Here is a 26088-nt window from a genome sequence, read left to right as displayed (position 1 = left end):
GATTATGGCTACGAAAATTGAACGCATTGACCGGGAAATTACGAAAACCCGTGAGAAAATCGCAGAGTATCAGGAAAAGCTGAAAACGCTGGAAGCGCAGAAAACCGAAGCGGAAAATCTGGAGATCGTCCAGATGGTGCGCGCCCTGCGGCTGACCCCGGAGCAGCTGAACGCTATGCTCTCCGGCGGTACGGTCCCCGGCATGGCCGCTGCCTCCGCCGACTACAACGAACAGGAGGACACCGCCCATGAAGAATAAGAGAATTTTCAAGACCTTTTCGGCCCTCTGCGCCGCCCTGGTGCTGATGATGGGCCTTTCCGTGACCGCCTTTGCCCAGGGAACGGAGCAGCCCCCGGCAGAGGATGCCACCAACGATGAAAATGTGGTGGTGGAAAAAACCGAGGACAGTCCTGCCCTGACCCCGGAGGGCAACGCGGCGCTGGTAGATGATTTCGGCGGCAACAAGCAGCTGATTACCGTCACCACCAAGGCGGGCAACTACTTTTACATCCTCATTGACCGGGCCAACGAGGACAAGGAAACCGCCGTCCATTTCTTAAATCAGGTGGATGAAGCTGACCTGATGGCGCTGATGGAGGATGGGCAGTCCGCCGAGAAACCACCCGTTGTCTGCAACTGCACAGAAAAATGCGAAGCCGGTGCGGTCAACACCAAATGCGAGGTGTGCAGTACGGACATGACCGGTTGTACCGGCAAGGAAGCGGAGCCGGAAACGCCTGCGGAACCTGCGGAGCCTGAGAAAAAAGAATCCGCAGGACTAAACCCGGTTGTCCTGCTGCTGGTGCTGGCTGTGATGGGCGGCGCTGCCTTTACCTATTTCAAATTCATTAAGGGTAAGGCCAACCACAAAAACAGCAGCAATCCAGACGATTATGACTATGAGGACGGCGAGGAACTGCCGGATGAGGAAGAAATCGAATTGGAGGACGAGGAATCGGGCGAGCCGGACGCTGACGGGGGCAGCGCAGAAGAAGATGACGAGGACAGCGTGAAATGACTCGTTTCACAGACAGTCCCTATGAACGAATGATGACACGCAGGCCGGAGGGCGGGAAGGAAACTTCCCGTCCTCCCTCTTTGCCCCAAAGCCACCCCTGTTATGGCTGCGGGAATTATGGAAGTCCCTGCGTGGGCATTTGCCACCGTGAGATGGAACGCTGGCTCAAAGAAAGGAAACGGAAAAAATGAGTATTCTGATTACATTTATCAAGCTGCTTGCGGTTTTTGACCTGCTGGTGATCGCCGCGTATTTTGGCCGCGACATTCTCTCAACTGTGTGGAGCAAATTTCGGAAAAAGCCCAGACGGGAGGAACCTTTTGATTTCTCCCTGGATGCCGCAGCGGTTCCCCTGTCCATAGATTCCATCCGTCAGCTTTATTCAGGAGACGCGGCGGATTTTGTGGAAGAAAGGCTCCTGCCGAATGCCGCACAGACAATGGCGGTTTTGACAGACCGGGAACAGACAGCCGCCCGCCTGCTTTTGTCTGCACTGGTAGGTTTTCTGGCAGAAGAAGCCCCAATGGATGAACGGAGCTTTCCTATGGTGATGGAACTTCTGAACTGTATGGAATGTGAAAAAGAGGACGGCTGCCAGGACCCGGTGGATATTTTGTTTGAGGAAACCGTCCGCCGTACCTGCCGCCATGAGGAATATTACAGCAATTATCAACGCTACCGGTTGATGCAGGTGGACAAAACCCGTGTCATTCTGGCCTGCCGTATCCTTATCAACGATCTGCTGGGGAAACTGTACCGCTATGACTACCGGTTCGGCTATGACCTGCTGCTGGATGAGGAAAACAGCATTGAGAAAAAACTGCACACATCTGTGCGGGAAGAATGGGAGGATGAAGATGATGGGATGTAAACTGGTAATCGCTGAAAAGCCGTCGGTTGCCCAGAGTTTGGCTGCCGTGATCGGCGCGACTGTCCGCAAAGACGGCTATCTGGAGGGCAACGGCTGGCGTGTCAGCTGGTGCGTGGGACATCTGGCCGGTCTTGCGGATGCAGACAGCTATGACCCCAAGTACGCCAAGTGGCGATATGATGACCTGCCGATTCTGCCGGAACATTGGCAGATGGTGGTGGACAAAGATAAAAAGAAACAGTTTGATGTTCTCAAAAAGCTGATGAACGCCCCGGATGTGACCGAGGTGGTAAATGCCTGTGATGCCGGACGCGAGGGCGAACTGATTTTCCGCAGCGTCTATGAGCTGGCAGGCTGCCAAAAGCCCATGAAACGCCTGTGGATTTCTTCGATGGAGGACTCCGCCATAAGGGAGGGCTTTGCAAATCTGCGCCCCGGTGCGGACTATGACGGTCTGCATCAGGCGGCCCTCTGCCGCGCCAAGGCGGATTGGCTGGTGGGTATCAACGCCACAAGACTGTTTTCCGTGCTGTACCACCGCACTTTGAATATTGGGCGCGTCATGTCCCCGACGCTGGCCCTCATCGTCCAACGGGAAGCCGAGATCGACACCTTCAAGCCGGTTCCGTTTTACACGATAGTCCTGGAGCTACCTGAGTTTTCCGTTTCCGGGGAACGCATGGCGGATAAGGCTGCCGCCGAGCAGCTGAAAACTGCCTGTCAGGGTGCGGATGTGACAGTGAAAAAGGTGGAGCGCAAGGACAAAACCGAGAAGCCGCCCGCCCTCTATGACTTGACTACCCTCCAACGGGACGCCAACCGATTGTTGGGATATACGGCCCAGCAAACGCTTGATTATCTGCAAAATCTGTATGAAAAGAAGCTCTGCACCTATCCCCGCACGGATAGCCGCTATCTGACTTCGGATATGGCGGAGGGATTGCCGGTGCTGGTCAATCTGGTTGCCAACGCCATGCCGTTTCGCAAAGGGATCGCCATTTCCTGCGATGAGGCTCTGGTCATCAACGATAAGAAAGTGACCGACCACCATGCGGTGATTCCTACCCGCAATCTTCATGGCGCAGACCTGTCCGGCCTGCCGGTGGGTGAACGGATGATTTTGGAACTTGTAGCTTTGCGCCTGCTGTGCGCGGTGGCGGAACCGCATACTTACTCAGAAACTGCTGTCACCGTGAAGTGTGCCGGTGCGGAGTTTACCACCAAGGGCAAAACGGTGAAGCGCCCCGGCTGGCGGGCGCTGGACGCTGCCTACCGCGCTGGGCTGAAAAATGCGGAGCCGGACAAGGAAACCGAGGACAAGGCCCTGCCGGACGGAGGCCGTCTGCCAGAACTGTCCGAGGGTCAGACGCTGCCCCTTTCCAGCTCTGCCGTTAAGGAGGGCAAAACCAGCCCGCCCAAACACTTCACCGAAGATACGCTGCTTTCCGCGATGGAAACTGCCGGATCAAAGGAAATGCCGGACGATGCCGAGCGCAAGGGTCTGGGGACCCCGGCCACCCGCGCCGGTATCCTGGAAAAGCTGGTGTCCACCGGCTTTTTGGAGCGAAAAAAGAGTAAGAAAGCTGTGCAGCTCATGCCATCCAAAGATGCGGTGTCCCTGATTACCGTTCTGCCGGAACAGCTGCAATCGCCCCTGCTGACCGCTGAATGGGAACACCGTTTAAGCGAGATCGAGCGCGGCGAGCTGTCCCCGGAGGACTTCATGGGCGGGATCTGCGCCATGCTCCGGGAGTTGGTAGGAACCTATCAGGTCATCAAGGGGACTGAGTACCTGTTCACGCCGCCCCGCGAAGTGGTGGGCAAATGCCCTCGCTGCGGCGGTGATGTGGCGGAACTGCAAAAAGGGTTCTTCTGCCAGACAGAATCCTGTAAATTTGCCATCTGGAAAAACAACAAGTGGTGGGAAATGAAGCGTAATCAGCCTACCAAGGCTATTGTGACAGCGCTGCTCAAAGAGGGACGCGCTCATGTGAGCGGCTTGTATTCGGAAAAAACCGGCAAGACCTACGACGCAACGGTGGTTCTGGTGGACGATGGGAAGTATGTGGGTTTCAAGCTGGAGTTTGACCGGCAGAAAGGCGGCAAACGATGAAACTTTCCCTCTACGAACAGGAAACCATCCTCCTCTACAACCAGGCCGAGGACACCGCCGAAGTTTATACCCATGACCGGAAACTGATGGAGAAGCTGACCCGCCTTTCCAAAAAACACCCGGAACAGGTCTGTAAAAAAGATAAGCACAATTTTACGGTCCCCAAACGCTGTGTGTCCGTCCGGGAGCCATACAGTGCCGAGCGCCGCAAGGCTGCCAGTGAACGGGCCAAGGCTGCCGGGTACAGACCGCCTGTTAGAAAAGCTGACAGTGAGTAAATATGGACAATCTTTTTGAAACGGTCAAGCAGTCTATCACCATTCGGGAGGCCGCAGAACGATATGGGATTGAGGTCAAAAGGGGCGGCATGGTCTGCTGCCCCTTTCACGATGACAAAAATCCCAGCATGAAGTTGAACAAGGAATATTTCTACTGCTTCGGTTGCGGAGCCACCGGCGATGTGATCGACCTGGCTTCCCGGCTCTACAACCTGTCCCCCAAGGAAGCCGCCGAGAAGCTGGCGCAGGATTTTGGCCTTATTTATGACAGTCAGGCCCCTCCCCGGAGGAACTATGTTCGCCAGAAAACCGAGACGCAGCAGTTTCGGGAGGACCGGCAGCGGTGTTATCGCATACTGTCCGATTACTACTATCTGCTGAAAAAATGGGAGAATGCCTATTCTCCTCACACACCGGAGGAAGAACCACACCCCCTCTTTGTGGAAGCGATCCAGAAGAAAACCTATGTAGAGTACCTGCTGGACCTTTTTCTTTACGAAAATGAAGAAGAACAAAAGGCATGGATTACAGAACACACAGCAGAAATCACACATTTGGAAAGGAGACTGAAAATCATGGCTGAGAATAAATCCACCAACCGAGAGCGGCTAAGGGAAATCACAGATGGCATCGAGCAGGGCATCAAGGAACTGTTCGAGAGTGAAAAGTATATGCGCTATCTGTCCGTTATGTCCCGCTTCCACCGCTATTCGGTAAACAACACCATGCTCATCTATATGCAGAAGCCGGACGCCACTTTGGTGGCCGGGTTCAACAAGTGGAAAAACCAGTTTGAGCGCCATGTGAAAAAGGGTGAGCATGGCATTACCATCATCGCCCCCACGCCCTACAAAAAGAAAATCGAGGAAATGAAGCGCGACCCGGATACCCATGCCCCCATTCTGGATGCAGACGGCAAGGCGGTCATGGAGAAAAAGGAAATCGAAATCCCCATGTTTCGCCCGGTCAAGGTGTTTGATGTGAGCCAGACAGACGGCAAGCCGCTGCCGGAGTTGGCATCCAGCTTGTCGGGGACTGTGCCGCATTATGAAGCGTTTCTGGAGGCGGTGCGGCGCTCTGCCCCGGTTCCCATCGAGTTTGAGCCGATGGCGGACAACATGGACGGCTATTTTTCACCCGAACGCCAGCGCATCGCCATCCGGGAAGGCATGAGCGAGGTGCAGACTGTTTCCGCCGCTGTCCATGAAATCGCACACAGCAAGCTCCATAATCAGAAAAAGATTCAGATTGACAATGACCAGCAATATCAGGAGGTGGAGTTGTTTGAGAAACCCGCCCTGTTTTCCAATGGGCGTATTTCCCATGATGATCTGCCCGAAGGCGTTTATTGCTATGACCTGCGCGGTTCGGATGATGACCCCGGTTTCCCGATTTGTGTTGAGGAAAGAGTGGTGGTGAACCACGCTGGCTCTGTTATTTTGACTGCTCCGTTAGAATTTTCAGAAGAAGGCAGGCTGTATTTTACAGATGAGAACGGACTGAATTTTAACGGCGGTATGCTTACCCTCTCGCAGTTTTTGCAAGAACAGAAAAAAGACCGTCGCACAGAGGAAGTCGAAGCAGAAAGCATTTCCTATGCAGTCTGCCAGTATTTCGGCATCCAGACCGGGGAAAACAGTTTCGGTTACATCGCTTCCTGGTCCAAGGGCAAGGAACTGAAGGAGCTGCGAGCCAGTCTGGAGACCATCAACAAGACTTCCTGTGAGCTGATTAACGACATTGAACGCCACTATAAGGAAATCTGTAAGGAGCGCGGCATTGACCTGACCGCCAAACAGGAGCCGGAACAGGCGGATATACCGCAGAAAGCCCTGTTTCTTCTGAACGATGCCACCTATCTGCATATTCAGCCGTGCGATACTGGCTGGGACTATACCCTCTATGACAAGGAAACCATGAAAGAACTGGACGGCGGCCAGCTGGATGAACCGGAACTGTCCCGTTCCGCCGCTGTCCGGCAGATTTGTGAGGGGCTGGAACTGGAAAATCCGTCGATTCAGGATGCACCGCTGTCTATGATTGAGACCTTGCAGGATGCAGCCTGTCAGCAGATGCAGGAACAGGTCAGCCAGCAGACCGCAGAAACTGCCGCCACCCAGCTGCCCGATGCTCAGGAGCAGTCTTTGGATGAGTACCCCATGCCCGACAGCGAAGTATCTGTTTCGGATATGCAGGAATACGGCTATCTCTATGACGGGATGCTGCCTGTCACCAGAGAACGGGCGCTGGAACTGGACGCTGCCGGTCTGACCGTCTATCTTCTCCATGAAGATAACACGGAGAGCATGGTGTTTGACACCGAGGAAATCATGGAGCATGGCGGGCTTTTCGGTGTGGAACACGAGGAATGGGAGCAAAGTCCGGCGTTCCATGAAAAGGTGCTGGAACGACAGGAACGGCAGATGGAACGAGAGCAGGCATTTCTTGCCCATGAGGGCAGCTGCTTTGCCATTTATCAGGTGAGCCGGGACGATCCGCAGAATGTGCGGTTTATGAATCTGGACTGGCTGCAATCGCACAATCTGGCTGTGGACCGAAACAATTATGACATGATCTACACCGCCCCGCTGAACGGTTCCGGCAGCGCCATGGAGCAGCTGGAAACGCTGTATGAGCAGTTCAACCTGCAAAAACCGGTGGATTTTCACAGTCCGTCCATGAGCGTCAGCGACATCGTTGCCATCAAGCAGGACGGTAAGGTATCCTGTCATTACTGCGACAGCGTTGGTTTCACCGAGATTCCCGGATTCCTGCCGGACAATCCGCTGAAAAATGCGGAAATGATGCTGGAGGATGACTACGGCATGATTGACGGCATCATCAACAACGGCCCAAAAGAGCGGACCGTGGCGCAGCTGGAACAGCAGGCCCGCAGTGGCCAGCCTATTTCTCTTATGGATTTGGCTGCCGCCGCCCATCGAGAGGAACGGGACAAGAAAAAGTCCGTCATGGAGCAGCTGAAAAGCCAGCCCCGGACGGAACGCAAAAAGGCAGCGCCCAAAAAGAGCGCGGAAAGGGAGATTTGATATGGGAAACTTTACTTTTGAGGAAATGAACCTGATGTGCATTTACAACACCGGCAGCCGCACCGGGCTGATGGAGGCTCTGACCGAGATGCGCGGCGAACTTTCGCCGGAGGAAACGGAACTGCGGGAGCTGACGGACAGCGCCCTGATGAAGCTCCAGGCTATGAGCGACGCCGAGTTTTCCCAGCTGGAACTGTACCCGGATTTTGATGAATAAGCAAATACTTGATAATTACTGACTGTTGTGGTATATTTATAGTTAGTTAATGCTAACCGGTAATATCTTCGGATATAAAAAGAGGTAGATGCTATGAAAAAAACACTAATTGGCGGTTTTTTAACTTTGAGTGGAACGATTGGCATTGTTATTCTGCTGGTGGCTTGTATCTTAAATCCCGTAACGAGTTGGATAACACCACCGGGCAGATTGATTTGTACCATGCTTGAACATGGTATTGCTGTTCCCATCGGTTGTTTTTTAATCATATTTATCACTGGGTTGTTTATTTTAGGAATCGAATACAGGAAAAAGATATAAATATATCAAGAACGGGTTGGAAATGGGAAATGGGAATTGTAAAAAAATTATTTAATAGCACAAGAAAACCAGAAGGCTTGCTGGGCGAACTTATGGTGAAAAGTATGAATAAAGGCCACGCTGCTGTTTCGGATTGGGGGATGGAGCATATTACAAAATTGCACCCATCTAAAATCATAGATCTGGGGTGTGGAGGTGGGCGAAATGCAGCAGAATTATTAAAGCGATTTCCGGCTGCAACGGTGCATGCTTTAGATTACTCTGAGGTTTCTGTCCAAAAAACAAAACAGTTCAATCAGCAAGCGATTAAAAACGGAAGATTGCAGGTTACTCATGCAAATGTTTTGAATCTTCCTTTTAGTGCAGACACTTTTGATTTGGCTACAGCATTTGAAACCGTATATTTCTGGCCAGGACCTCTTGAAAGTTTTAAAGAGGTGTACCGAATCCTCAAAAAAGGTGGCTGTTTTTTAATTGTGAATGAATCCGATGGTACAAATAAAGCGGATGATAAGTGGTTGAAAATCATTGACAACATGAAAATTTATACTGTAGAGCAGTTAGAATTTTTTCTAACTGAAGCAGGATTTTCAGAAATCACCATCGATCATAAAAACAAAAAACATCATATCTGTATTCTGGCAAAAAAATAGGTAATAAACGTATAAGCAGCAGGAAATCTTTCAAGGTTTCCTGCTTTTCTTTTACCCAAAACTGAAAGGAGGACAAAACACCATGCCATCCAAAACAGAATTTTACCGGCAGATGGCCGACCATGTGGCAACCCAGCTCACAGGCAGCTGGCAGGAATGGGCGGGATTTCTGACCACCGCTGCCCGCCTTTACAAGTATCCATTCCATGAACAGCTGCTGATCTATGCCCAACGCCCGGACGCTACCGCCTGTGCAGAGTACGACCTGTGGAATGAAAAGATGGGCCGATATGTAAGGCGCGGTTCCAAGGGGATCGCTCTGGTGGATGATTCCGGGGACAGACCCCGCCTGCGCTATGTGTTCGATATTTCCGACACCGGAACCCGTGAACATTCCCGTACCCCTTGGCTGTGGCAGCTGGAGGAGCGCCATCTTGATTCCGTGCAGGCCATGCTGGAGCGTACCTATGATGTTTCCGGCGATGACCTTGCCGGACAACTTACCGAGGTAGCCGGGAAACTGGCTGAGGAATACTGGACGGAGCATCAGCAGGACTTCTTCTACATCGTTGACGGTTCCTTTTTGGAGGAATATGATGAGTATAACATCGGAGTGCAGTTCAAGGCAGCCGCCACCGTCAGCATCACTTACGCATTGATGTCCCGCTGCGGACTGGAGCCGGAACGCTACTTCGACCACGAAGATTTCATGGCGATCTTTGATTTCAATACCCCGTCCACCATCGGGGCGCTGGGAACAGCGGTCAGCCAGATCAACCAGCAGGTGCTGCGGCAGATCGGCGTTACCGTCCGAAATGCAGAGCGCGAAGCCAACCAAGAAAGGAGTAAGCAAGATGAACAATCCCATGACCTACATCCAGAACGGAGACTATCTGATTCCCGACCTGAAGCTGAGCCAGCAGCCGGAGAAACCCCTGGGCAAGTACGGCAGGATGAGGAAAACCTACCTGAAAGAACACCGTCCCATCCTCTACAACCAGATGCTGCTGAGCGAGAAGTTGTACCAGCACCTTCTGGAGATCGACGAGACCGCCCAGAGCAGACTGGAGCAGATGATGCCCCAGCTGGCGAAAGAAGCGGGAGCCACCGAGCAACTGAAAGCCAGCGATCCCATGAAGTGGGTGGGGCTGATGAATACCTGCAAAGCACAGGCAGAGGAGATCCTGATGGCGGAGCTTATCAACAGCTGACCCTAAACCTGTTCCTCTCCGAAGCAGAACAGATCCAATCTATAGATGAGGCAGAGAATGTAGCGCATACATCCTCTGCTTTTTCTTTTGCCCAAAATGATATTGACCATGTGCTGCGTTTGGGCGGCAATACAGACCGCCAGAGAGAGCGCGTGGTTGCAGCCTTTGAAAAGCAGAAAACCACCGCTGAGATTGCCGAGATACTGAAAACGCTGTATCACGGCGGCAATGGCCTTGGCAGCGTGAGCGCATGGTATGCCGAGGATGGTATCCATCTTTCTCATGGGAAGTCTGTCCGTTATGACAGGTCTGCCAAGGTCATTTCCTGGGAGAGCGCCGCAGAGCGTATCGGGGAGCTTTTGGAGAGTGGCCAGTTTGCCTCCAATGTGGAGCTTGCAGAAGCGGCAGGCTATGAACGCTCCCTCCTTGCGGAAAAACTTTGGCATTTGTACCACGATTTCAGCGATAAAGCCAGAGATTCCGGGTATCTGTCCTGTCTGTCCGGTATTCAGAGGACCGGGTTCCCGGAAGAAACCGCATGGCTTACTGAACAGCTGAATAGCCCGGAGTTCCGCCAGACCCTTGCGGAAGAATACGCTGCTTTCTGGACGGCCTACCAGCAGGATCGGGAGTTGCTGCGGTTCCATTACCACAAACCGAGAGAGATTTGGGAAAGTCTGCAAGACCTGTCCCTGCCCCGCAAGAGTTTTTCGTCTGAAATGCAAGATGTTCCTGCGGTCAAGCAGTTCATCACAGAGGACGAGATCGACGCAGCCATGACCGGCGGCAGCGGTATCGAGGGCGGCAAGGGCCGCATTTTCACCTTTTTCAAAAATCCCCATACGGATAAGGAAAAGGTGGATTTCCTGAAATCTGAGTACGGCATCGGCGGTCACTCTCACGCCCTGTCCGGCGCTATGGGCAGTAATGAAGATCACGATGGAAAGGGTCTGCACTATAAAAAAGACGGCTGCCCGGATATGCATTTCACATGGGAGAAAGTTGCCAAACGGATTACCGGCCTGATTCAAAAGGGACGCTATCTCACTGAACAGGAACAGGCGCAGTATGACAAAATCCAGGCAGAAAAAGCGCTGGCCGAAGAAGATGCCCTGCAAGCCCAGCAGCCGACCCCGGAGATATGGGAATACAACGGGGTCAAGGAGCGTCACTCGGATGACATAGTTCTCTATCAGATGGGCGATTTCTTTGAACTGTATGGTGAAGATGCCAAAACTGCCGCTGCGGAGCTGGACTTCCATCTCACGACCCGCGCTATCCCCGGCGGTGGCCGTGTGGAAATGTGCGGCTTTCCGGCAAACCGGCTGGAGCAGGTTGTAGAACATCTGCGGGATCAGCATGATGTAACTATTTCCGCTGTCCCGGAGGGCGGCAGAGAGCGTCAGGAGTATTCCATGCTCTCCATCGACCATGAGGCAGAACAGCACATCAATGCTCAGGAAGCAGAGTTTGGCGCAGATGGAACCAGAGTGTTCCGGGATATGGAGCCGGAACAGGCAACCCCTACGATTCGGGAACTGTATGAGAAATACAAGCCCATCGTGATGGAAGCTGTTACCCAGGACACCAGATACCGCAACGCCTGCGGCCATAGTGATTATGAAAACGCTATGATCGAGTGTAATGCTGCTGTGCGCCGCACCATTCTTGATTCCCACGATATAGAGCTGATCCGCCTGTTCTCTGATGTGCCGGAGTTTCGCCAGTGGCTGCACCGGGAAGTGGCAGACGAAACCTATCCCAAACTCCATGAGCTGCTGCGTCCTCTCTCTCAGGAAGATATTGATTCTGCCCTTTGTGCATGGAACGGCAATATCGAGAGTAAACACGCCGTTGTCCGCTATATGAAGGACCATGCAAGGGAGAAAGACACCGCCGCATGGCTGGCTCAGGAATACGGCGGCAGTAACAGCCTGTTTGTTGTCCGTGCCGGCAGCCCGGAGGAAATGCAGCTGCCTTGGCCCAAGGTACAGCGCAGGCTTGCCCAGCTTATTCAGGAGGACAGGTTCTATACCGAAGAAGAACAGGACCGTTTTGACAACATCGACCCTATCGCCATCCGGGAAGCCTTGGAGGAAAGAGGGATCGTCAATGGCCAGGTGGCAGACCCGGAAAAACTGGACAATGACCCGTTTATCCAGCGAGTAATGTCGGATGCAGAGCAGATTGCAGCTGCTGAGGCAGAACAGACTTCCGAGGTTTCCATTTCCGATGAGGAATATGACGCCGTTCGCAGCCCTATTCCGCAAAGAACCTCCTATGACCCTGCTACCCCGGTCTATGCCGTGGGAGATACCGTGTATATCGAGGATGACGCCTATCAGATCACCGAGCTGCGGGATGACACCGTGCAGCTTCTGCCCACCGGCATGGTATATCCCATCTACCGGGCAGAGCGCAAAGAACAGTTCGAGCAGTTGCTTCGGGCAGACCGCCGCAATGCTTACTATACCGAGTTTCTTCCCATTGACCCGGACAAGGCAGATCAGGACTTGCGGGATGTATTGGCCCATGGACTGATGGATGAAGCAGATAAAAAACAGGTTTCCACGCTGCTGCAATCCGGCAGGAGCAACAGTGAGATCGCCTACTGGCTGAGCAGAGCCTATCCCCGTGAGATCGAGACGCTGGATCTGGAGACCGGTGATATTGCCGATTACCGTACCACGGCACAGGGCATGGAGCTGGAAGTCCTGGACGCAGAGGAAAAGCGTCTGGCTGTGCTGTATATTCGCTGGGATGAGGTTGCGCCTTTGCTGCGCGGGATGTATGCCCGTCAGCTGGATGGCTTTGGACAGGAACAGCCCCAACCGTCTGCCGAATCCCCGGCCTTCCATTCCGAGACCGTGGCCGTCTATCCTGGCGACAAGAACAATCTGCCTTATGATGTGGTGGTGGAACGGCTGCATATCGAGGAGCCAGAGCCACCAGCCCCTGTGACAGAGCCGGAGAAAACCTTTGAGGAAGTGCTGGACGAACACCCGGTTTCCATTCCGGTAAACGGCCAGTGGCAGACCTTCCCCAATGCCAGAGCTGCCGAGGAAGCTTCTTATGAGGAATACAAGGCTAACCTGCGCCACAATGCACAGAACTTCCGTATTACCGATGCACATTTGGGCGAAGGCGGTCCGAAAGCCAAGTTCCAGGCCAATATCGAAGCAATCAAACTGCTGAAACATCTGGAAGAAACCACCGGACAGGCAACGCCGGAGCAGCAGGAAATCCTTTCCCGCTATGTGGGCTGGGGCGGTCTTGCTGATGCCTTTGACCCGGAGAAACCCGCATGGGCTGCGGAATATGCCCAGCTGAAAGAGCTGCTGACCCCGGAGGAATATGCTGCCGCCAGAAGCTCCACCCTGAACGCCCACTACACCAGCCCTACGGTTATCCAGGCCATCTATGAAGCGGTGGGGCGCATGGGCTTTGAGACCGGCAACATTCTGGAGCCGTCCTGCGGTGTGGGCAACTTCTTCGGTATGCTGCCGGAGAAAATGCGAAACAGTCGTCTGTATGGCGTGGAGCTGGATTCCATCAGCGGACGGATTGCAAAACAGCTCTATCCCAAGGCCGACATCACTGTGGCTGGGTTTGAAACCACCGACAGGCGGGATTTCTATGACCTCGCCATCGGTAATGTGCCTTTCGGCCAGTATCAGGTTCGGGACAAAGCCTATGACAAGCTGAATTTCAGCATTCACAACTACTTTTTCGCCAAAGCACTCGACCAGGTGCGTCCCGGCGGCGTGGTGGCCTTTGTCACCAGCCGCTACACGATGGACGCCAAAGATTCCACCGTGCGCCGGTATCTTGCCCAGCGTGCTGAGCTGCTGGGAGCCATCCGTCTGCCCAATGACGCTTTCAAAAAGAACGCCGGTGCCGAGGTGGTTTCAGACATCATCTTCCTGCAAAAGCGGGACCGTCCACTGGACATCGTGCCGGAATGGACGCAGACCGGACAGACCGAGGACGGTTTTGCCATCAACCGCTATTTCCTGGACCACCCGGAAATGGTGCTGGGCCGACAGGAACCGGAAAGCACCGCCCATGGTATGGACTACACCGTGAATCCCATCGAGGGACTGGAGCTTGCCGATCAGCTGCACGATGCGGTGAAGCACATTCGCGGCACTTATCAGGAAGCCGATCTGCCGGAGCTGGGTGAGGGCGAAGCCATCGACACCTCCATCCCCGCCGACCCCAATGTGAAAAACTACTCCTATACCGTGGTGGACGGCGATGTGTATTTCCGTGAAAACAGCCGCATGGTACGCCCAGACCTGAATGCCACCGCCGAGGCCCGCGTGCAAGGGCTGGTGGGGCTGCGAGAATGTGTCCAGCAGCTCATTGACCTGCAAATGGACGCTGCCACACCGGACAGCGCCATCCGGGATAAACAGGCCGAACTGAACCGGCTCTATGACAGCTTTTCCGCAAAATATGGCCTGATCAATGACCGGGCGAACCGGCTGGCCTTTGCCGATGATTCCAGCTACTATCTGCTCTGCGCGCTGGAAGTCATTGACGAGGACGGCAAGCTGGAGCGCAAGGCAGATATGTTCACCAAACGGACCATCAAGCCCCACAAGGCGGTGGAAACCGTGGATACCGCCAGTGAAGCCCTTGCCGTTTCCATCGCGGAGAGAGCCTGTGTGGATATGGCATATATGTCGGAGCTGACCGGTAAGACCAGCGACGAACTGGCTGCCGAGCTGCAAGGCGTGATCTTCCGTGTACCGGGACAAGTGGAGAAAGATGGCACACCCCATTATGTGACCGCTGACGAATACCTGTCCGGCAATGTGCGCCGCAAGCTGCGTCAGGCACAGCGGGCCGCACAGCAGGACCCATCCTTCGCCGCCAATGTGGAAGCCCTTACCGCCGCCCAGCCCAAAGACCTGGACGCTTCGGAAATTGAGGTGCGCCTGGGTGCAACATGGATCGACAAAGAGTACATCCAGCAGTTTATGTACGAGACCTTTGATACCCCGTTTTATATGCAGCGGAATATTGAGGTCAACTACACCCCATTTACAGCAGAGTGGCAGATCACTGGCAAAAGCTCCATAAGCCAGAACAATGTGGCGGCCTATACCACCTATGGAACCAGCCGCGCCAACGCCTACAAGATTCTGGAGGACAGCCTGAACCTACGTGATGTCCGTATCTACGACACGGTGGAGGACGCGGACGGCAGGGAGCGCCGGGTGTTGAATGCCAAAGAGACCACCCTGGCCGCCCAAAAGCAGCAAGCGATCCGGGACGCTTTCAAAGACTGGATTTGGAAAGACCCGGACCGCCGCCAAGCTCTGGTCCGCCAGTACAATGAGGAAATGAACTCCACCCGTCCCCGTGAATACGACGGCGGACACATTACTTTCGGCGGCATGAACCCGGCCATCACCTTGCGGGAACACCAGAAAAACGCTATCGCTCATGTGCTGTACGGCGGCAATACGCTGCTGGCGCACGAGGTAGGCGCTGGCAAAACCTTTGAAATGGTGGCTGCCGCCATGGAGAGTAAGCGTCTGGGGCTGTGCCAGAAATCCCTCTTTGTTGTGCCGAACCACCTGACCGAGCAGTGGGCTTCGGAGTTTCTGCGGCTCTATCCCTCCGCCAATATCCTTGTGACCACGAAAAAGGACTTTGAGACCCACAACCGCAAGAAGTTCTGCGCCCGGATCGCCACCGGTGACTATGACGCTATCATCATGGGACATTCGCAGTTTGAGAAAATCCCCATCAGCCGGGAGCGTCAGGAACGGCTCCTATATGAGCAGATTGATGAAATCACGGAGGGGATTGCCGAGGTACAGGCCAGCGGCGGTGAGCGTTTTACGGTCAAGCAGCTGGAACGCACCCGCAAATCGCTGGAAGCCAGGCTGGAAAAATTGCAGGCCGAGAGCCGCAAGGACGATGTAGTGACATTCGAGCAGCTGGGCGTGGACCGCCTATTCGTCGATGAAGCGCATAACTACAAAAACCTGTTTTTATACACCAAAATGCGGAATGTGGCAGGTCTCTCCACCAGCGATGCCCAAAAGTCCAGCGATATGTTTGCGAAGTGTCGCTATATGGACGAGATTACCGGAAACCGTGGCGTTATCTTTGCCACCGGAACCCCGGTCAGCAACTCCATGACCGAGCTTTACACCATGCAGCGGTATCTCCAGTATGACCGCCTGCAAGAACTGAACATGACCCATTTCGACTGCTGGGCCAGCCGTTTCGGAGAAACCGTCACGGCGCTGGAACTGGCCCCGGAGGGAACCGGCTATCGGGCGCGCACCCGATTCTCCAAGTTTTTCAACCTGCCAGAGCTGATGAACCTGTTCAAAGAGGTGGCGGACATCAAGACCGCCGACCAGCTGAACCTGCCCACCCCGGAGGTGGAATACCACAATATTGTGGCACAGCCCACCGAACATCAGCAGGAAATGGTGAAGGCACTCTCCGAGCGCGCTTCCGAAGTACACAGAGGAAGTGTGGACCCGTCCGTGGATAATATGCTCAAAATCACCTCGGATGGCCGCAAGCTGGGACTGGACCAGCGCATCATCAACCAGCTACTGCCGGATGAACCCGGCACCAAGGTCAATCAGTGCGTGGACAACATCATGCAGATCTGGCGGGACGGGGACGCAGATAAGCTGACCCAGCTGGTATTCTGCGACATTTCCACACCCCAGGCAGCCCCCTCCAAAAAGGCAGCCAAACAGCTGGACAATCCGCTGCTTCATGGGTTGGAAGAAGCAATCCCACTGGATGAGCCGGAGCCTGCCTTTACCATCTATGAGGACATCCGCCAAAAGCTCATCGCCCAGGGGATGCCTGCCGACCAGATCGCCTTTATCCACGAAGCCAACACAGAGGTACGGAAAAAGGAACTGTTCTCCAAGGTCCGCACCGGGCAGGTGCGCGTCCTCTTAGGCAGCACTGCCAAGATGGGCGCTGGCACCAATGTGCAGGATCGCCTTGTAGCCCTCCATGACCTGGATTGTCCGTGGCGTCCGGGAGACCTTGCCCAGCGCAAGGGGCGCATCGAGCGTCAGGGCAACCAGAATCCGCTGGTTCATGTGTACCGCTATGTCACCGAGGGGACTTTTGACGCTTATCTCTGGCAGACAGTGGAAAACAAGCAGAAATTCATTTCGCAAATCATGACCAGCAAAAGCCCAGTTCGCTCCTGCGACGATGTGGATGAAACGGCTCTTTCTTTTGCTGAGATCAAGGCCCTGTGTGCCGGAGATCCCCGTATCAAGGAGCGCATGGATTTGGATGTTGAGGTTGCCAAGCTGAAGCTGATGAAAGCCGACCACCAGAGCAAGCAGTACCGTCTGGAGGACCAGCTGCTCAAATACTTCCCCCAGGAAATCGAAACCAACAAGGGGTATATCCAGGGCTTTGAAGTCGATTTGGAAACACTGGTTGCCCACCCACACCCGGCAGATGGCTTTGCTGGTATGGAGATCCGGGGCGATGTGCTGACCGACAAAGAAAACGCCGGTGCAGCCCTGCTGGATGCCTGTAAGGAGGTCAAAACCTCCGATCCGGTACAGATTGGCAGTTACCGTGGATTCATTATGTCTGTGGAATTTGAAGCATGGAAACAGGAATATACGCTCCTGCTGAAAGGACAAATGACCCATCGGGCGACCCTGGGTACAGACCCGCGCGGAAATCTCACCCGTATCGACAACGCACTGGCGCAGATGCCCCAGCGTCTGGAAGCGGTCAAAAACCAGCTGGAGAACCTTTACCAGCAGCAGGCCGCTGCCAAGGAGGAAGTTGGCAAGCCGTTCCCCTTTGAGGACGATCTGCGGATCAAGTCCGCCCGTCTGGTGGAACTGGATACCTTACTGAACATTGACGGCAAGGGCCACGCCCAGCCGGAAACAGTGGCTGCCAAGAGCGCGCGTCCCTCGGTGCTGGACAGCCTGAAACGCCCTGTGCCGCCCCGCAGCCCTGAAAAGAAACCAAAACAACACGAGGAGGTACGATGATTATGAATACCAACGATCTGAATACGGCTCTCTATGAAAAGATGGCCGCTGAACAGGATAAGTACAGGGACTGGCTGAAAAGCCAGCCCCCGGAAGAAACCCTGCACCACACCTATGAGTACGCCATCCGTGAGGACATCGTGATGGCGATGGAGGAACTGGAGCTGACCGATGCACAGGCACAGGCACTTTTGGAGTCTCCCTCTCCGCTGGCAGATGTGTACCGCTATTTTGAAAAGCTGGAGACCGGCTATATGGATGCGATCCGGGACAGCATTGAAAACCGGGCGGATGATGCGTGCAGGGCGCAGGAAGAATTACGGACTGCCCCTCTCTACCCCCATTCTGCCGCCTATGCGTCCCAGCATGGGGAGATGGCACAATATAACCGTTCTTATCAGGCAAACAGCGCCTGCAAAGAAGCCATTGAGCAGACCATCAGCGCTCACTATGCAGAGAACCGGCTGGATACGGAGGCGGCGGTCAAAGATGTGCTGGAAAAGTTCGGGGCGGAACGGGTACAGTTTATTCTTGCCAACACCATCCAGCACAAGAACCGTGACGGGCGTATTTCTCAGGACAATAAAGTCTGGGCAAAAACCATTCCCATGCCGGAAGACAGCGGTACTTCCCGCCACTGTGCCTATCTGGTTGTGGATGGGGTCAATCCCGGTCTGACCGACCTGTTTACCAGACAAGCCAGAAAAACCATGCAGGAACAGCAGAAAAGCTCTGTCCTGCAAAAGCTCAGACAAGAACCATCAATTCACAAACCTGCCGCCCCGAAGAAACGGGAGCCGGAGCGATGAGCAGCCCCAAACGCAAGCGAGATGTGCCGGTTCTGTTTTGGGTATCCGCTGATGAAATGGAATTGATTCAGCAGAAAATGGCGCAGTTTGGAACAAAAAACCTGAGCGCCTATCTGCGAAAAATGGCTGTGGACGGCTATGTGGTGCAGCTGGATTTGCCGGAACTGAAAGAACTGGTATCCCTGCTGCGCCGGAGCAGCAACAACTTAAACCAACTGACCCGCAAGGTGCATGAGACCGGGCGTATCTACGATGCCGATCTGGAGGATATATCTCAGCGGCAGGAACAGCTATGGGACGGCGTTAAGGAGATACTGACCCGGCTCTCCAAACTTTCGTAACCGGGACAAATACCCCATCTGCGGAGGGAGGAACGGCGTTCTTTTCGCCGCGCCTTCCTCCGCTTTTTCTTTTTGCCCGTATCCTTGCCTTTTGGCTGTGAGACAGGGATAATGGAATCAGGAACAGGAACTGTGATTTTGGGAGGAGGCATAACAATGAGGGCATTGGTATTTTTGCTGAAACTGTTGTTAAAGATTTTAGTGGCTCCGGTGATTTTGGCACTGACCCTGTTTGTATGGATTTGTGTGGGAATCGTGTATATCTCCGGTCTGGTGCTGGGGCTTATCAGCATGGTGATCGCCCTGCTGGGTGTGGCGGTTCTGATTACCTACTCCCTGCAAAACGGCATTATCCTGCTGGTGATGGCATTCCTTATTAGCCCGTTTGGTCTGCCGATGGCTGCCATCTGGCTGCTGGGCAAGGTGCAGGATTTGAAGTTTGCCATTCAGGATTTGGTTTATGGATAAAATATGTCACTGATGTTATTTTACTTTCCCTAAAAAATAGGATATACTATATAAGAATATATTCTGCCGCCGAGTGCGGATAGTTTTAGATAAAGGAGGGCGTGTATGGAAAATCAATTAACGCCAAACAACTCCATGATTTTGGAAATCCGAGAGCTGCTGGAAAACGCCAGAAAAAATGTTGCACAGCAGGTTAATACGCAGCTTTTGACAACCTACTGGAACATTGGCCGGATTATCGTGGAGTATGAACAGCAAAATCAGATTCGCGCAGACTATGGAAAACAAACCTTAAAGGAACTTTCCAAAGAACTAACACGGGAATTCGGCAAAGGCTTTTCTCGTTCTAATCTACAAAATATGCGGGCATTTTATCTTGCCTATGAAAAATGCCAGACAGTGTCTGGCAAATTGTCCTGGTCCCATTACTGCGAGCTTTTGAGTATTACCGATGAGAACAAGCGCAGCTTTTATGAGAAGGAATCTGTCAATTCGGGCTGGTCAGTTCGGGAGTTGAAACGGCAGATTGACAGCTCGCTGTATGAACGGCTGCTGCTTTCCAGTGAAGATGTGAATAAAGAAAAGGTTCTTTCTTTGGCTCAGAAAGGGGTTGAGATCAGCCAGCCAGCTGACATCATCCGTGATCCCTATGTGTTCGAGTTTTTGGGTGTGCCGGAGAACAAACCCATGTTGGAAAGCGATTTGGAAAAGGCTCTTGTGGCACAGATTGAAAAGTTTCTTTTGGAACTTGGACGAGGCTTCATGTTTGTCGGAACCCAGCAGCGTGTGACCCTGAACAATACCCACTACTATGTGGACATGGTGTTTTATAACAAAATCCTCCGCGCTTATGTGCTGATTGAACTGAAAACGAAAAAACTGACACCAGAGGCTGCCGGTCAGCTCAATATGTACTTAAACTACTATGCGGCGGAAGTCAACGACCCTGACGATAACCCTCCTATCGGTATTATCCTCTGTACGGAAAAAGACAGCATCGCGGCAGAATATGCCCTGGGCGGTCTGTCCAACAATATCTTCGCATCCCGGTATGTTCTCTATATGCCGGATAAGGAACAGCTGATTGCTCAGGTAGAGGCTGTCTTGAAAAACTGGCACGAAAAGAAAGACAACCGCCATGACTGAAAAAGAACTGATTGGAAAAGTACATTCAGCGGTCTATCATCAATGCCAGCGCCGTGGTTATGCGGCTCCGGTGGATGTGCTGATGGAGGTCGGTGTCCTGCCAAAGCAGAAATATGAGGACTGGCGGTTTGGACGGGTGGACTATTTGGAACGGGTCTGCACCGTCAATCTGCGCAAACTCTCATTCATCATGCACCAGATGCGGGTGTACGCACAGAAAACCGGCTTAAAACCCTCCTTCTGTTACTACAAGCAATGGGGTGTAAAAAAGAAAAATGGGCAGGGACACAAGCCGGTGATTCCGCTGCGGTTCAGCAAAAGCGGAAACTCGGAAATTGAGAAATGGTATGCAACTCATTTTGTGGACACCAAACGGATTGCAGCCTTAAAAGCACAGCAGCCTGTTGAAAATTCAGATTAACCAAAGGACAGCTCACACAGCTGTCCTTTTCTTTTTGGAAAGGAGGTTCCCCCCCTATGGCAACCACACGCATCATGCCGTTGCATATCGGCAAGGGCCGCACCGAAAGTCAGGCAGTCAGCGACATCATTGATTATGTGGCAAATCCGCAAAAGACCGACAACGGAAAACTAATTACCGGCTATGGCTGTGACAGCCGGACTGCCGATGCAGAGTTTCTGCTTGCGAAGCGGCAGTATATCGCCGCCACCGGGCGGGTGCGCGGGGCGGACGATGTGATCGCTTACCATGTGCGCCAGTCATTCAAACCCGGAGAAATTACCCCGGAGGAAGCAAACCGGCTGGGCGTGGAGTTTGCCATGCGGTTCACCAAAGGTAATCATGCCTTTGTGGTCTGCACTCACATAGACAAATCGCACATTCATAATCACATCATCTGGTCGGCGGTCAATATGGATTGTGACCGAAAGTTCCGCAACTTTTGGGGCAGCACCAGAGCCGTCCGGCGCTTGAGCGACACCATCTGTATCGAGAACGGACTGTCCATTGTGGAGAATCCAAAGCCCCACGGAAAAAGCTACAACAAGTGGCTGGGCGATCAGGCCAAGCCCTCCCATCGGGAGCAGCTGCGGGTGATGATTGACCGTGCGCTGGAGCAGAAACCGGCAGACTTTGATGCGCTGCTGAAGCTGCTTTCGGAAATGGGCTGCGAAGTATCCCGGCGCGGGAAAGCGATCCGTCTCAAAGCACCCGGCTGGAAGAATGTAGCCCGTATGGATGACAAGCTGGGGGCCGGGTACAGTGAAGCAGAAATCCGTGCGGTACTGGCCGGAGAAAAACAGCATACGCCCCGTAAGAAATCCATCGTGCAGCCGGAGCCGCCCAAGGTCAATCTGCTGGTGGACATTCAGGCAAAATTACAGGCTGGGAAAGGCGCTGGGTATGCGCGCTGGGCCAAGGTTTTTAACCTGAAACAGATGGCGCAGACTGTAAATTTTCTTACCGAACATCATCTGCTGGACTATGCGGAACTGGCAGAAAAAGCGGCGGCAGCCACCGCCCACCACAACGAACTGTCGGCGCAGATCAAGGCAGCGGAAAAGCGCATGGCGGAGATTGCTGTCCTGCGTACCCACATCGTAAATTATGCCAAGACCCGCGAGACCTATGTGGCCTACCGGAAAGCTGGTTACTCCAAGAAATTCCGCGAGGAACATGAAGAAGAAATCCTGCTTCATCAGGCGGCAAAAAACGCCTTTGACGAGATGGGTGTGAAGAAGCTGCCCAAGGTCAAGGACCTGCAAGCCGAGTATGCCAAGCTGCTGGAAGAAAAGAAGAAAACCTACGCCGAGTACCGGCGCTCCCGTGAAGAAATGCGGGAGCTTTTGACGGCCAAAGCCAATGTGGACCGGCTGCTGAAAATGGATGAGGAACAGAAAAAAGAACAGGAAAAAGACCACGGCCAGCGGTAAGCCGGTCATGGTCCAAAGCGTTCGCAGAACGCGCAGCCGCAGAATGAAATTCTGCGTTCAAGGGGGTTTGGGGGCGCTGCCCCAGGCAAGCAAAGCGGAGGGGAAAATCACGGCAGGATTTTTCCCTCTGCGGGCCGAGTGTATTAACACCGGCATTGCTTGCCAGATTTACCCCGAATTCGGGACAAGTACTACAAGCAATTTGATAAGTACTTTATTTTTGTTGAGCAGGCTATCAGAAAAACAAAGGATGCAGGCTACATTTGTTATATTGTCCCAAACAAATTTTTCAAAGTTGGTGCAGGAGAACATCTGCGAAGCTTAATTGCAAAAGGCCGATACTTGGTAAGCCTTGATGATTTTGGGGATGCACAGTTGTTTGAGGATAAGACTATTTATAGCTCCATCCTCCTTTTATGTAAGTCTCCACAAGAGAAATTCCGTTACACTGGCGTGGATTCTGCCGATAAGCTATGGGTTGGAGAGGAAGTCAGTTCCATAGAATTTGGCTCCTCTATTCTCAACAAGCTTAGAATGGCAATAACACAAGGGAGAGACGGCTCAAAGAGCTATCTCTCCCTGTTTATCATTACGGCCAACAACCCTTTTAATCCGAAACAACTTCGTTCAGCCATTGCTGTATCAGTTTTCGTTTTGGGGAAGTAGGTTTATAAATTACGTAGTTCTTCATTGAAGGTATCTCTTCATTCAAAATTGTAACCTCAAACAATGATTCGTTGGACAATTCCTGCTCCACCATCTTTCGCGGCACAAAGGCATAGCCGTCATCATTCAATAAGTATGGAACGATATTTTCCCCTATATCTATATCGAGCTGAAATGCCTTGTATCTTGAAAAAATCCTGTTATGTGTATCCGCATATAGGAAATTTGAATTGTAGATGCGCAGCGTTTCCATGTCTTTCAGTGTTATGCATTCATTTAGATCAGTAGGTTGTTTACTGGTAACAAGTATGATTTCATCTTCACACACAAGATCACACTGGAAACCGGTATGCCTAAACGGGTGATGTGAATAGCCTATATCAATCTTTCCTTGGTGCATAGCAGAAATAATATGTCTTGAATGCCCGAACTCTATGCGAACAGAAATGTCACTATGCTTTTCCAAAAAACGTCTGGTTCCTTGCACCAGATAACACTTGTGGAAAGCATAAACCGTTCCGATTGTCAATCGCTCAGAAAACTGACCAACCAAGCCAATTCTATCAATTGCTCTGTTCTCTAATTCCACTATGTTTTTTGCATATTCCAGAAAGGCCTGCCCTGCTAAAGTAAGTTCGGCGTGGTTGTAGCTACGAATAAAAAGACTCTGCCCCAACTCTTTTTCCAGTTCCTGTATTCGGCTGCTGACCGTGGACTGGACTACAATGTGCTCTTTCGCCGTTTCGGAGAAGCTTCCATTCTCCGCAAGTGTTAGAAATGTTCTCAGGTAATCTATATTCATGTACTCCTCCACGCTATCAATAATTCCGATTAAGTTTGTAAAAACTATTCGTTGGACAAATTATATGGCAAGAACTACAATATGTCAATAGGAGCGTCATAACCACATTGACTATGATGCTCTCTATTAAAAGAAATGGAGGAATAGCAATGGCACATTTGCTTATGATTGAAAGCTGGGTCGGAGCAAGCGGAAACCTCTTACCACCTTTATTGAGGGAACTCGGACATAGCTATACTTTTGTAACCCGGAAGGCATCACATTATCAAAATCCGATGAGCTCGGAAAAGCACGCTGTTTTCCGTTATGCTGACGATGTTGTCGAAACAGAAACGAACGATCTGCAACAGCTGATCGAATCGGTTAGGCACGTGCGGTTCGATGGTGTGATAACGGTGTGTGATTATTACATCGAAACGGTTTGTGAAGTTGCAAAGGCTTACAATGTACCGTGTCCGTTTTCAGCCAACGTTAAGACCGCACGACAGAAACATTTAATGCGGCAGGCTGTAGATCGTGCTGGATTGTCCAATCCAAAGTACATGCTTGCTTATAATTGGGAGGAAGTTGAAAAGGCAGCGCAAGAAATAGGTTATCCTCTTGTTCTTAAACCTGTGGATTTAGCCTCAAGCGCATTTGTTAAACTTATTCAGACTTCAAATGATCTGCAACAGGCATATCGTGATTTGGAGAATTTCCCGCTTAATTTCCGTGATCAAGAAAGAGAGCGAGCATTTTTGATTGAAGAATATATATGCGGAGAAGAAGTCAGTGTGGAGACGGTTTCAAATAACGGTGAGATTACCGTTGTAGGTATTACGGACAAGTCTGTGACTGGCAGTCCGTACTTTATAGAAAACGGACATATGTTCCCGGCAAAACTGGATGAGGACGTGAAAGAGGAGATAGGCGATTATGTGCGCAATGTATTGCTGGCAACAGGATATGACCACGGAATCGCTCACACAGAGATAAAACTCACGAAGGATGGTCCCAAAGTGGTGGAAATCAACCCTCGTACAGCAGGAAACTATATCGTGGAACTCATTGAATATGTGACCGGCGTAAATATGCTTAAAGCCTTTGTATCCCTTGCTTTAGGACAGCAACCGTCCGTTACTGTATCTGATACCAACGTGAGCAGTGCTGCGATTATGTTTATTGTTCCGGATTGCGGCGGCAAGATAAGGCAGATTAAGGGCGCTGACACGTTAAGGGAAGATTCAAATATCATACGGTATAGAATCGAGGACTGTGTGGGTAAATCCATTGAAAAACCAATCGACAATGCCTGCTATTTGGGACACGTTATAACGCGAGATTGCGATGGGTACGGCGCTCGCATGTTCGCTGAAACTGCATTGAGAAGGTTGGAAATTGAGTTTGAGGAAACGGAGCGAGTACATGAAGCAATATAAAAATGTTAATGAATTATGGGGTGCTATCGTGAATGGAGATATGGATCCCTCTGTTTCTGATTTTTTCGTAACAGGAGCGTCTTATATTTATCAGACAACGCAATTTCCAAACTCCATTAATAAATACCACAACTATTATCTATTACTGAGAGTCGGGACATACTTTGGAGCATGCTCTCATGTGCCGGAGCAATTAGGCATTGAAGCAGGAAGAGAGTTTTCAGGCAAGTCTCTCAAAAGCTGCGTGATTGACCCGCGTTTGCCGGTTAGAATTGCAGCAATGGACGCTTATCTTGGCACAGTATATCCTCACGAAAGGCAATGCAGCGATGCTGTGGAACTACCGGGGGGAACCCCGGCCGAGAAAGCGGATTTTCGTGACAACCTGATTGCTGATATTGCCAACATAGAACAGGGCATGAGGATTGCGTTGATTGGGGTTGTAAACCCGCTTATAGCTGCAATACGAAAGCGCGGAGGAACCTGCCTTCCCTGCGATTTGCAAATGGAAAGAACACAATGGGGCGACCCCGTAGAAAAGGATATGGAAAAAGTATTGGATTCTGCAGACGGGGTAATCTGTACAGGAATGACCCTAAGCAACGGAACCTTTGATCGAGTCGTAGAACGGGTACTGGAGCGCAATATTCCGCTGACTGTTTATGCGCAAACTGGCAGTGCTGTTGCTGCGAGGTTTGTGGGCAACGGAATCACCTCTCTCTTAGCGGAATCGTTTCCTTTTTCGCAATTCAGTGCAAACGCGACCCGTGTTTTTTGCTACAAAGGATAAGGTG

General features: G+C 52.1%; 22 protein-coding genes and 2 pseudogenes. 22 read left to right on the top strand and 2 right to left on the bottom strand.

Annotated elements, in window-relative coordinates; all coding sequences use genetic code 11:
• Position 1 precedes the first annotated feature (1 nt).
• From M1L66_RS28330 to M1L66_RS28285, 10 genes are all read left to right on the top strand, one after another.
• Positions 2-259 carry a DUF4315 family protein gene (locus tag M1L66_RS28330; protein ID WP_085952158.1) on the top strand — a complete coding sequence of 86 codons (258 nt, stop codon included), beginning with the start codon at positions 2-4 and terminating at the stop codon, positions 257-259.
• Positions 249-1019 carry a DUF4366 domain-containing protein gene (locus M1L66_RS28325; protein WP_002571031.1) on the top strand — a complete coding sequence of 257 codons (771 nt, stop codon included), beginning with the start codon at positions 249-251 and terminating at the stop codon, positions 1017-1019. The genes M1L66_RS28330 and M1L66_RS28325 overlap by 11 nt, the downstream gene beginning before the upstream one ends.
• Complete coding sequence (locus M1L66_RS28320; protein WP_006777875.1) at positions 1016-1210, top strand: hypothetical protein; 195 nt, start codon at positions 1016-1018, stop codon at positions 1208-1210. Before M1L66_RS28325 ends, M1L66_RS28320 begins: the two co-directional genes overlap by 4 nt.
• Positions 1207-1890, top strand: coding sequence for a hypothetical protein (locus M1L66_RS28315; protein ID WP_002571032.1), 684 nt, complete (start codon positions 1207-1209; stop codon positions 1888-1890). Before M1L66_RS28320 ends, M1L66_RS28315 begins: the two co-directional genes overlap by 4 nt.
• Entirely contained in the window at positions 1880-4003 is a 2124-nt protein-coding gene (locus M1L66_RS28310) for a DNA topoisomerase 3 (RefSeq protein WP_434694338.1), read from the top strand. The genes M1L66_RS28315 and M1L66_RS28310 overlap by 11 nt, the downstream gene beginning before the upstream one ends.
• Positions 4000-4281 carry a hypothetical protein gene (locus tag M1L66_RS28305; RefSeq protein WP_002571034.1) on the top strand — a complete coding sequence of 94 codons (282 nt, stop codon included), beginning with the start codon at positions 4000-4002 and terminating at the stop codon, positions 4279-4281. Before M1L66_RS28310 ends, M1L66_RS28305 begins: the two co-directional genes overlap by 4 nt.
• Before the next feature lie 2 nt (positions 4282-4283).
• Positions 4284-7328, top strand: coding sequence for an LPD28 domain-containing protein (locus M1L66_RS28300; protein WP_002571035.1), 3045 nt, complete (start codon positions 4284-4286; stop codon positions 7326-7328).
• A 1-nt stretch (position 7329) separates the two neighbouring features.
• Positions 7330-7545 (top strand): transposon-transfer assisting family protein, encoded by a 216-nt coding sequence (locus M1L66_RS28295; RefSeq protein WP_002571036.1) that lies wholly within the window; start codon positions 7330-7332, stop codon positions 7543-7545.
• A gap of 93 nt (positions 7546-7638) precedes the next feature.
• Positions 7639-7866, top strand: coding sequence for a hypothetical protein (locus tag M1L66_RS28290; RefSeq protein ID WP_002571037.1), 228 nt, complete (start codon positions 7639-7641; stop codon positions 7864-7866).
• A 29-nt stretch (positions 7867-7895) separates the two neighbouring features.
• A complete protein-coding gene (locus M1L66_RS28285) occupies positions 7896-8519 on the top strand; it encodes a class I SAM-dependent methyltransferase (protein ID WP_002571038.1) in 624 nt (207 codons plus the stop codon).
• Here the strand turns inward: M1L66_RS28285 and M1L66_RS28280 are convergent.
• Entirely contained in the window at positions 8464-9387 is a 924-nt protein-coding gene (locus M1L66_RS28280) for a hypothetical protein (RefSeq protein ID WP_025510953.1), read from the bottom strand. The genes M1L66_RS28285 and M1L66_RS28280 overlap by 56 nt on opposite strands.
• Between M1L66_RS28280 and M1L66_RS28275 the strand changes: the two genes are divergently transcribed.
• The 10 genes and pseudogenes from M1L66_RS28275 (at position 9386) to M1L66_RS28230 (ending at position 23074) form a co-directional block, all read left to right on the top strand.
• On the top strand, positions 9386-9730 hold the full coding sequence (locus M1L66_RS28275; RefSeq protein ID WP_025510952.1) for a TnpV protein: 345 nt from the start codon (positions 9386-9388) through the stop codon (positions 9728-9730). The genes M1L66_RS28280 and M1L66_RS28275 overlap by 2 nt on opposite strands.
• Before the next feature lie 719 nt (positions 9731-10449).
• Positions 10450-11025: pseudogene (locus tag M1L66_RS28270) on the top strand (hypothetical protein); the annotation flags it as partial.
• Positions 11026-11241: 216 nt separating this feature from the next.
• Positions 11242-17751: pseudogene (locus M1L66_RS28265) on the top strand (SNF2-related protein); the annotation flags it as partial.
• Between the two features lie 2 nt (positions 17752-17753).
• A complete protein-coding gene (locus M1L66_RS28260) occupies positions 17754-18560 on the top strand; it encodes a DUF3849 domain-containing protein (protein WP_002571040.1) in 807 nt (268 codons plus the stop codon).
• Complete coding sequence (locus tag M1L66_RS28255; protein WP_002571041.1) at positions 18557-18901, top strand: plasmid mobilization protein; 345 nt, start codon at positions 18557-18559, stop codon at positions 18899-18901. The genes M1L66_RS28260 and M1L66_RS28255 overlap by 4 nt, the downstream gene beginning before the upstream one ends.
• A 156-nt stretch (positions 18902-19057) precedes the next feature.
• Entirely contained in the window at positions 19058-19369 is a 312-nt protein-coding gene (locus tag M1L66_RS28250; protein WP_002571042.1) for a CD1845 family protein, read from the top strand.
• Between the two features lie 105 nt (positions 19370-19474).
• Complete coding sequence (locus M1L66_RS28245) at positions 19475-20515, top strand: PDDEXK nuclease domain-containing protein (protein WP_002571043.1); 1041 nt, start codon at positions 19475-19477, stop codon at positions 20513-20515.
• Positions 20508-20936: a hypothetical protein gene (locus M1L66_RS28240; protein ID WP_002571044.1), complete on the top strand. Its 429-nt coding sequence runs from the start codon at positions 20508-20510 to the stop codon at positions 20934-20936. Before M1L66_RS28245 ends, M1L66_RS28240 begins: the two co-directional genes overlap by 8 nt.
• Positions 20937-20992: 56 nt before the next feature.
• Positions 20993-22408 carry a relaxase/mobilization nuclease domain-containing protein gene (locus M1L66_RS28235; RefSeq protein WP_002571045.1) on the top strand — a complete coding sequence of 472 codons (1416 nt, stop codon included), beginning with the start codon at positions 20993-20995 and terminating at the stop codon, positions 22406-22408.
• A 159-nt stretch (positions 22409-22567) separates the two neighbouring features.
• Positions 22568-23074 carry an Eco57I restriction-modification methylase domain-containing protein gene (locus M1L66_RS28230; protein WP_006773178.1) on the top strand — a complete coding sequence of 169 codons (507 nt, stop codon included), beginning with the start codon at positions 22568-22570 and terminating at the stop codon, positions 23072-23074.
• On the opposite strand, the gene M1L66_RS28225 is transcribed toward M1L66_RS28230, so the two are convergent.
• Positions 23016-23876 carry a LysR family transcriptional regulator gene (locus tag M1L66_RS28225; RefSeq protein WP_002571046.1) on the bottom strand — a complete coding sequence of 287 codons (861 nt, stop codon included), beginning with the start codon at positions 23874-23876 and terminating at the stop codon, positions 23016-23018. The two genes, M1L66_RS28230 and M1L66_RS28225, sit on opposite strands and share 59 nt — an antisense overlap.
• Before the next feature lie 149 nt (positions 23877-24025).
• Here M1L66_RS28225 and M1L66_RS28220 point away from each other — a divergent pair, with 149 nt between their 5' ends.
• Complete coding sequence (locus M1L66_RS28220; protein ID WP_002571047.1) at positions 24026-25294, top strand: ATP-grasp domain-containing protein; 1269 nt, start codon at positions 24026-24028, stop codon at positions 25292-25294.
• Positions 25281-26084 (top strand): Rossmann-like domain-containing protein, encoded by an 804-nt coding sequence (locus M1L66_RS28215; protein WP_002571048.1) that lies wholly within the window; start codon positions 25281-25283, stop codon positions 26082-26084. The genes M1L66_RS28220 and M1L66_RS28215 overlap by 14 nt, the downstream gene beginning before the upstream one ends.
• Positions 26085-26088: the final 4 nt, after the last annotated feature.

The sequence above is a fragment of the Hungatella sp. SB206 genome, from assembly GCF_051132295.1.
In the GTDB taxonomy this organism is placed as follows: domain Bacteria; phylum Bacillota; class Clostridia; order Lachnospirales; family Lachnospiraceae; genus Hungatella; species Hungatella effluvii.
Note: the sequence above shows the minus strand (reverse complement) of the source record. Positions and strands in the feature narration are given on the sequence as shown.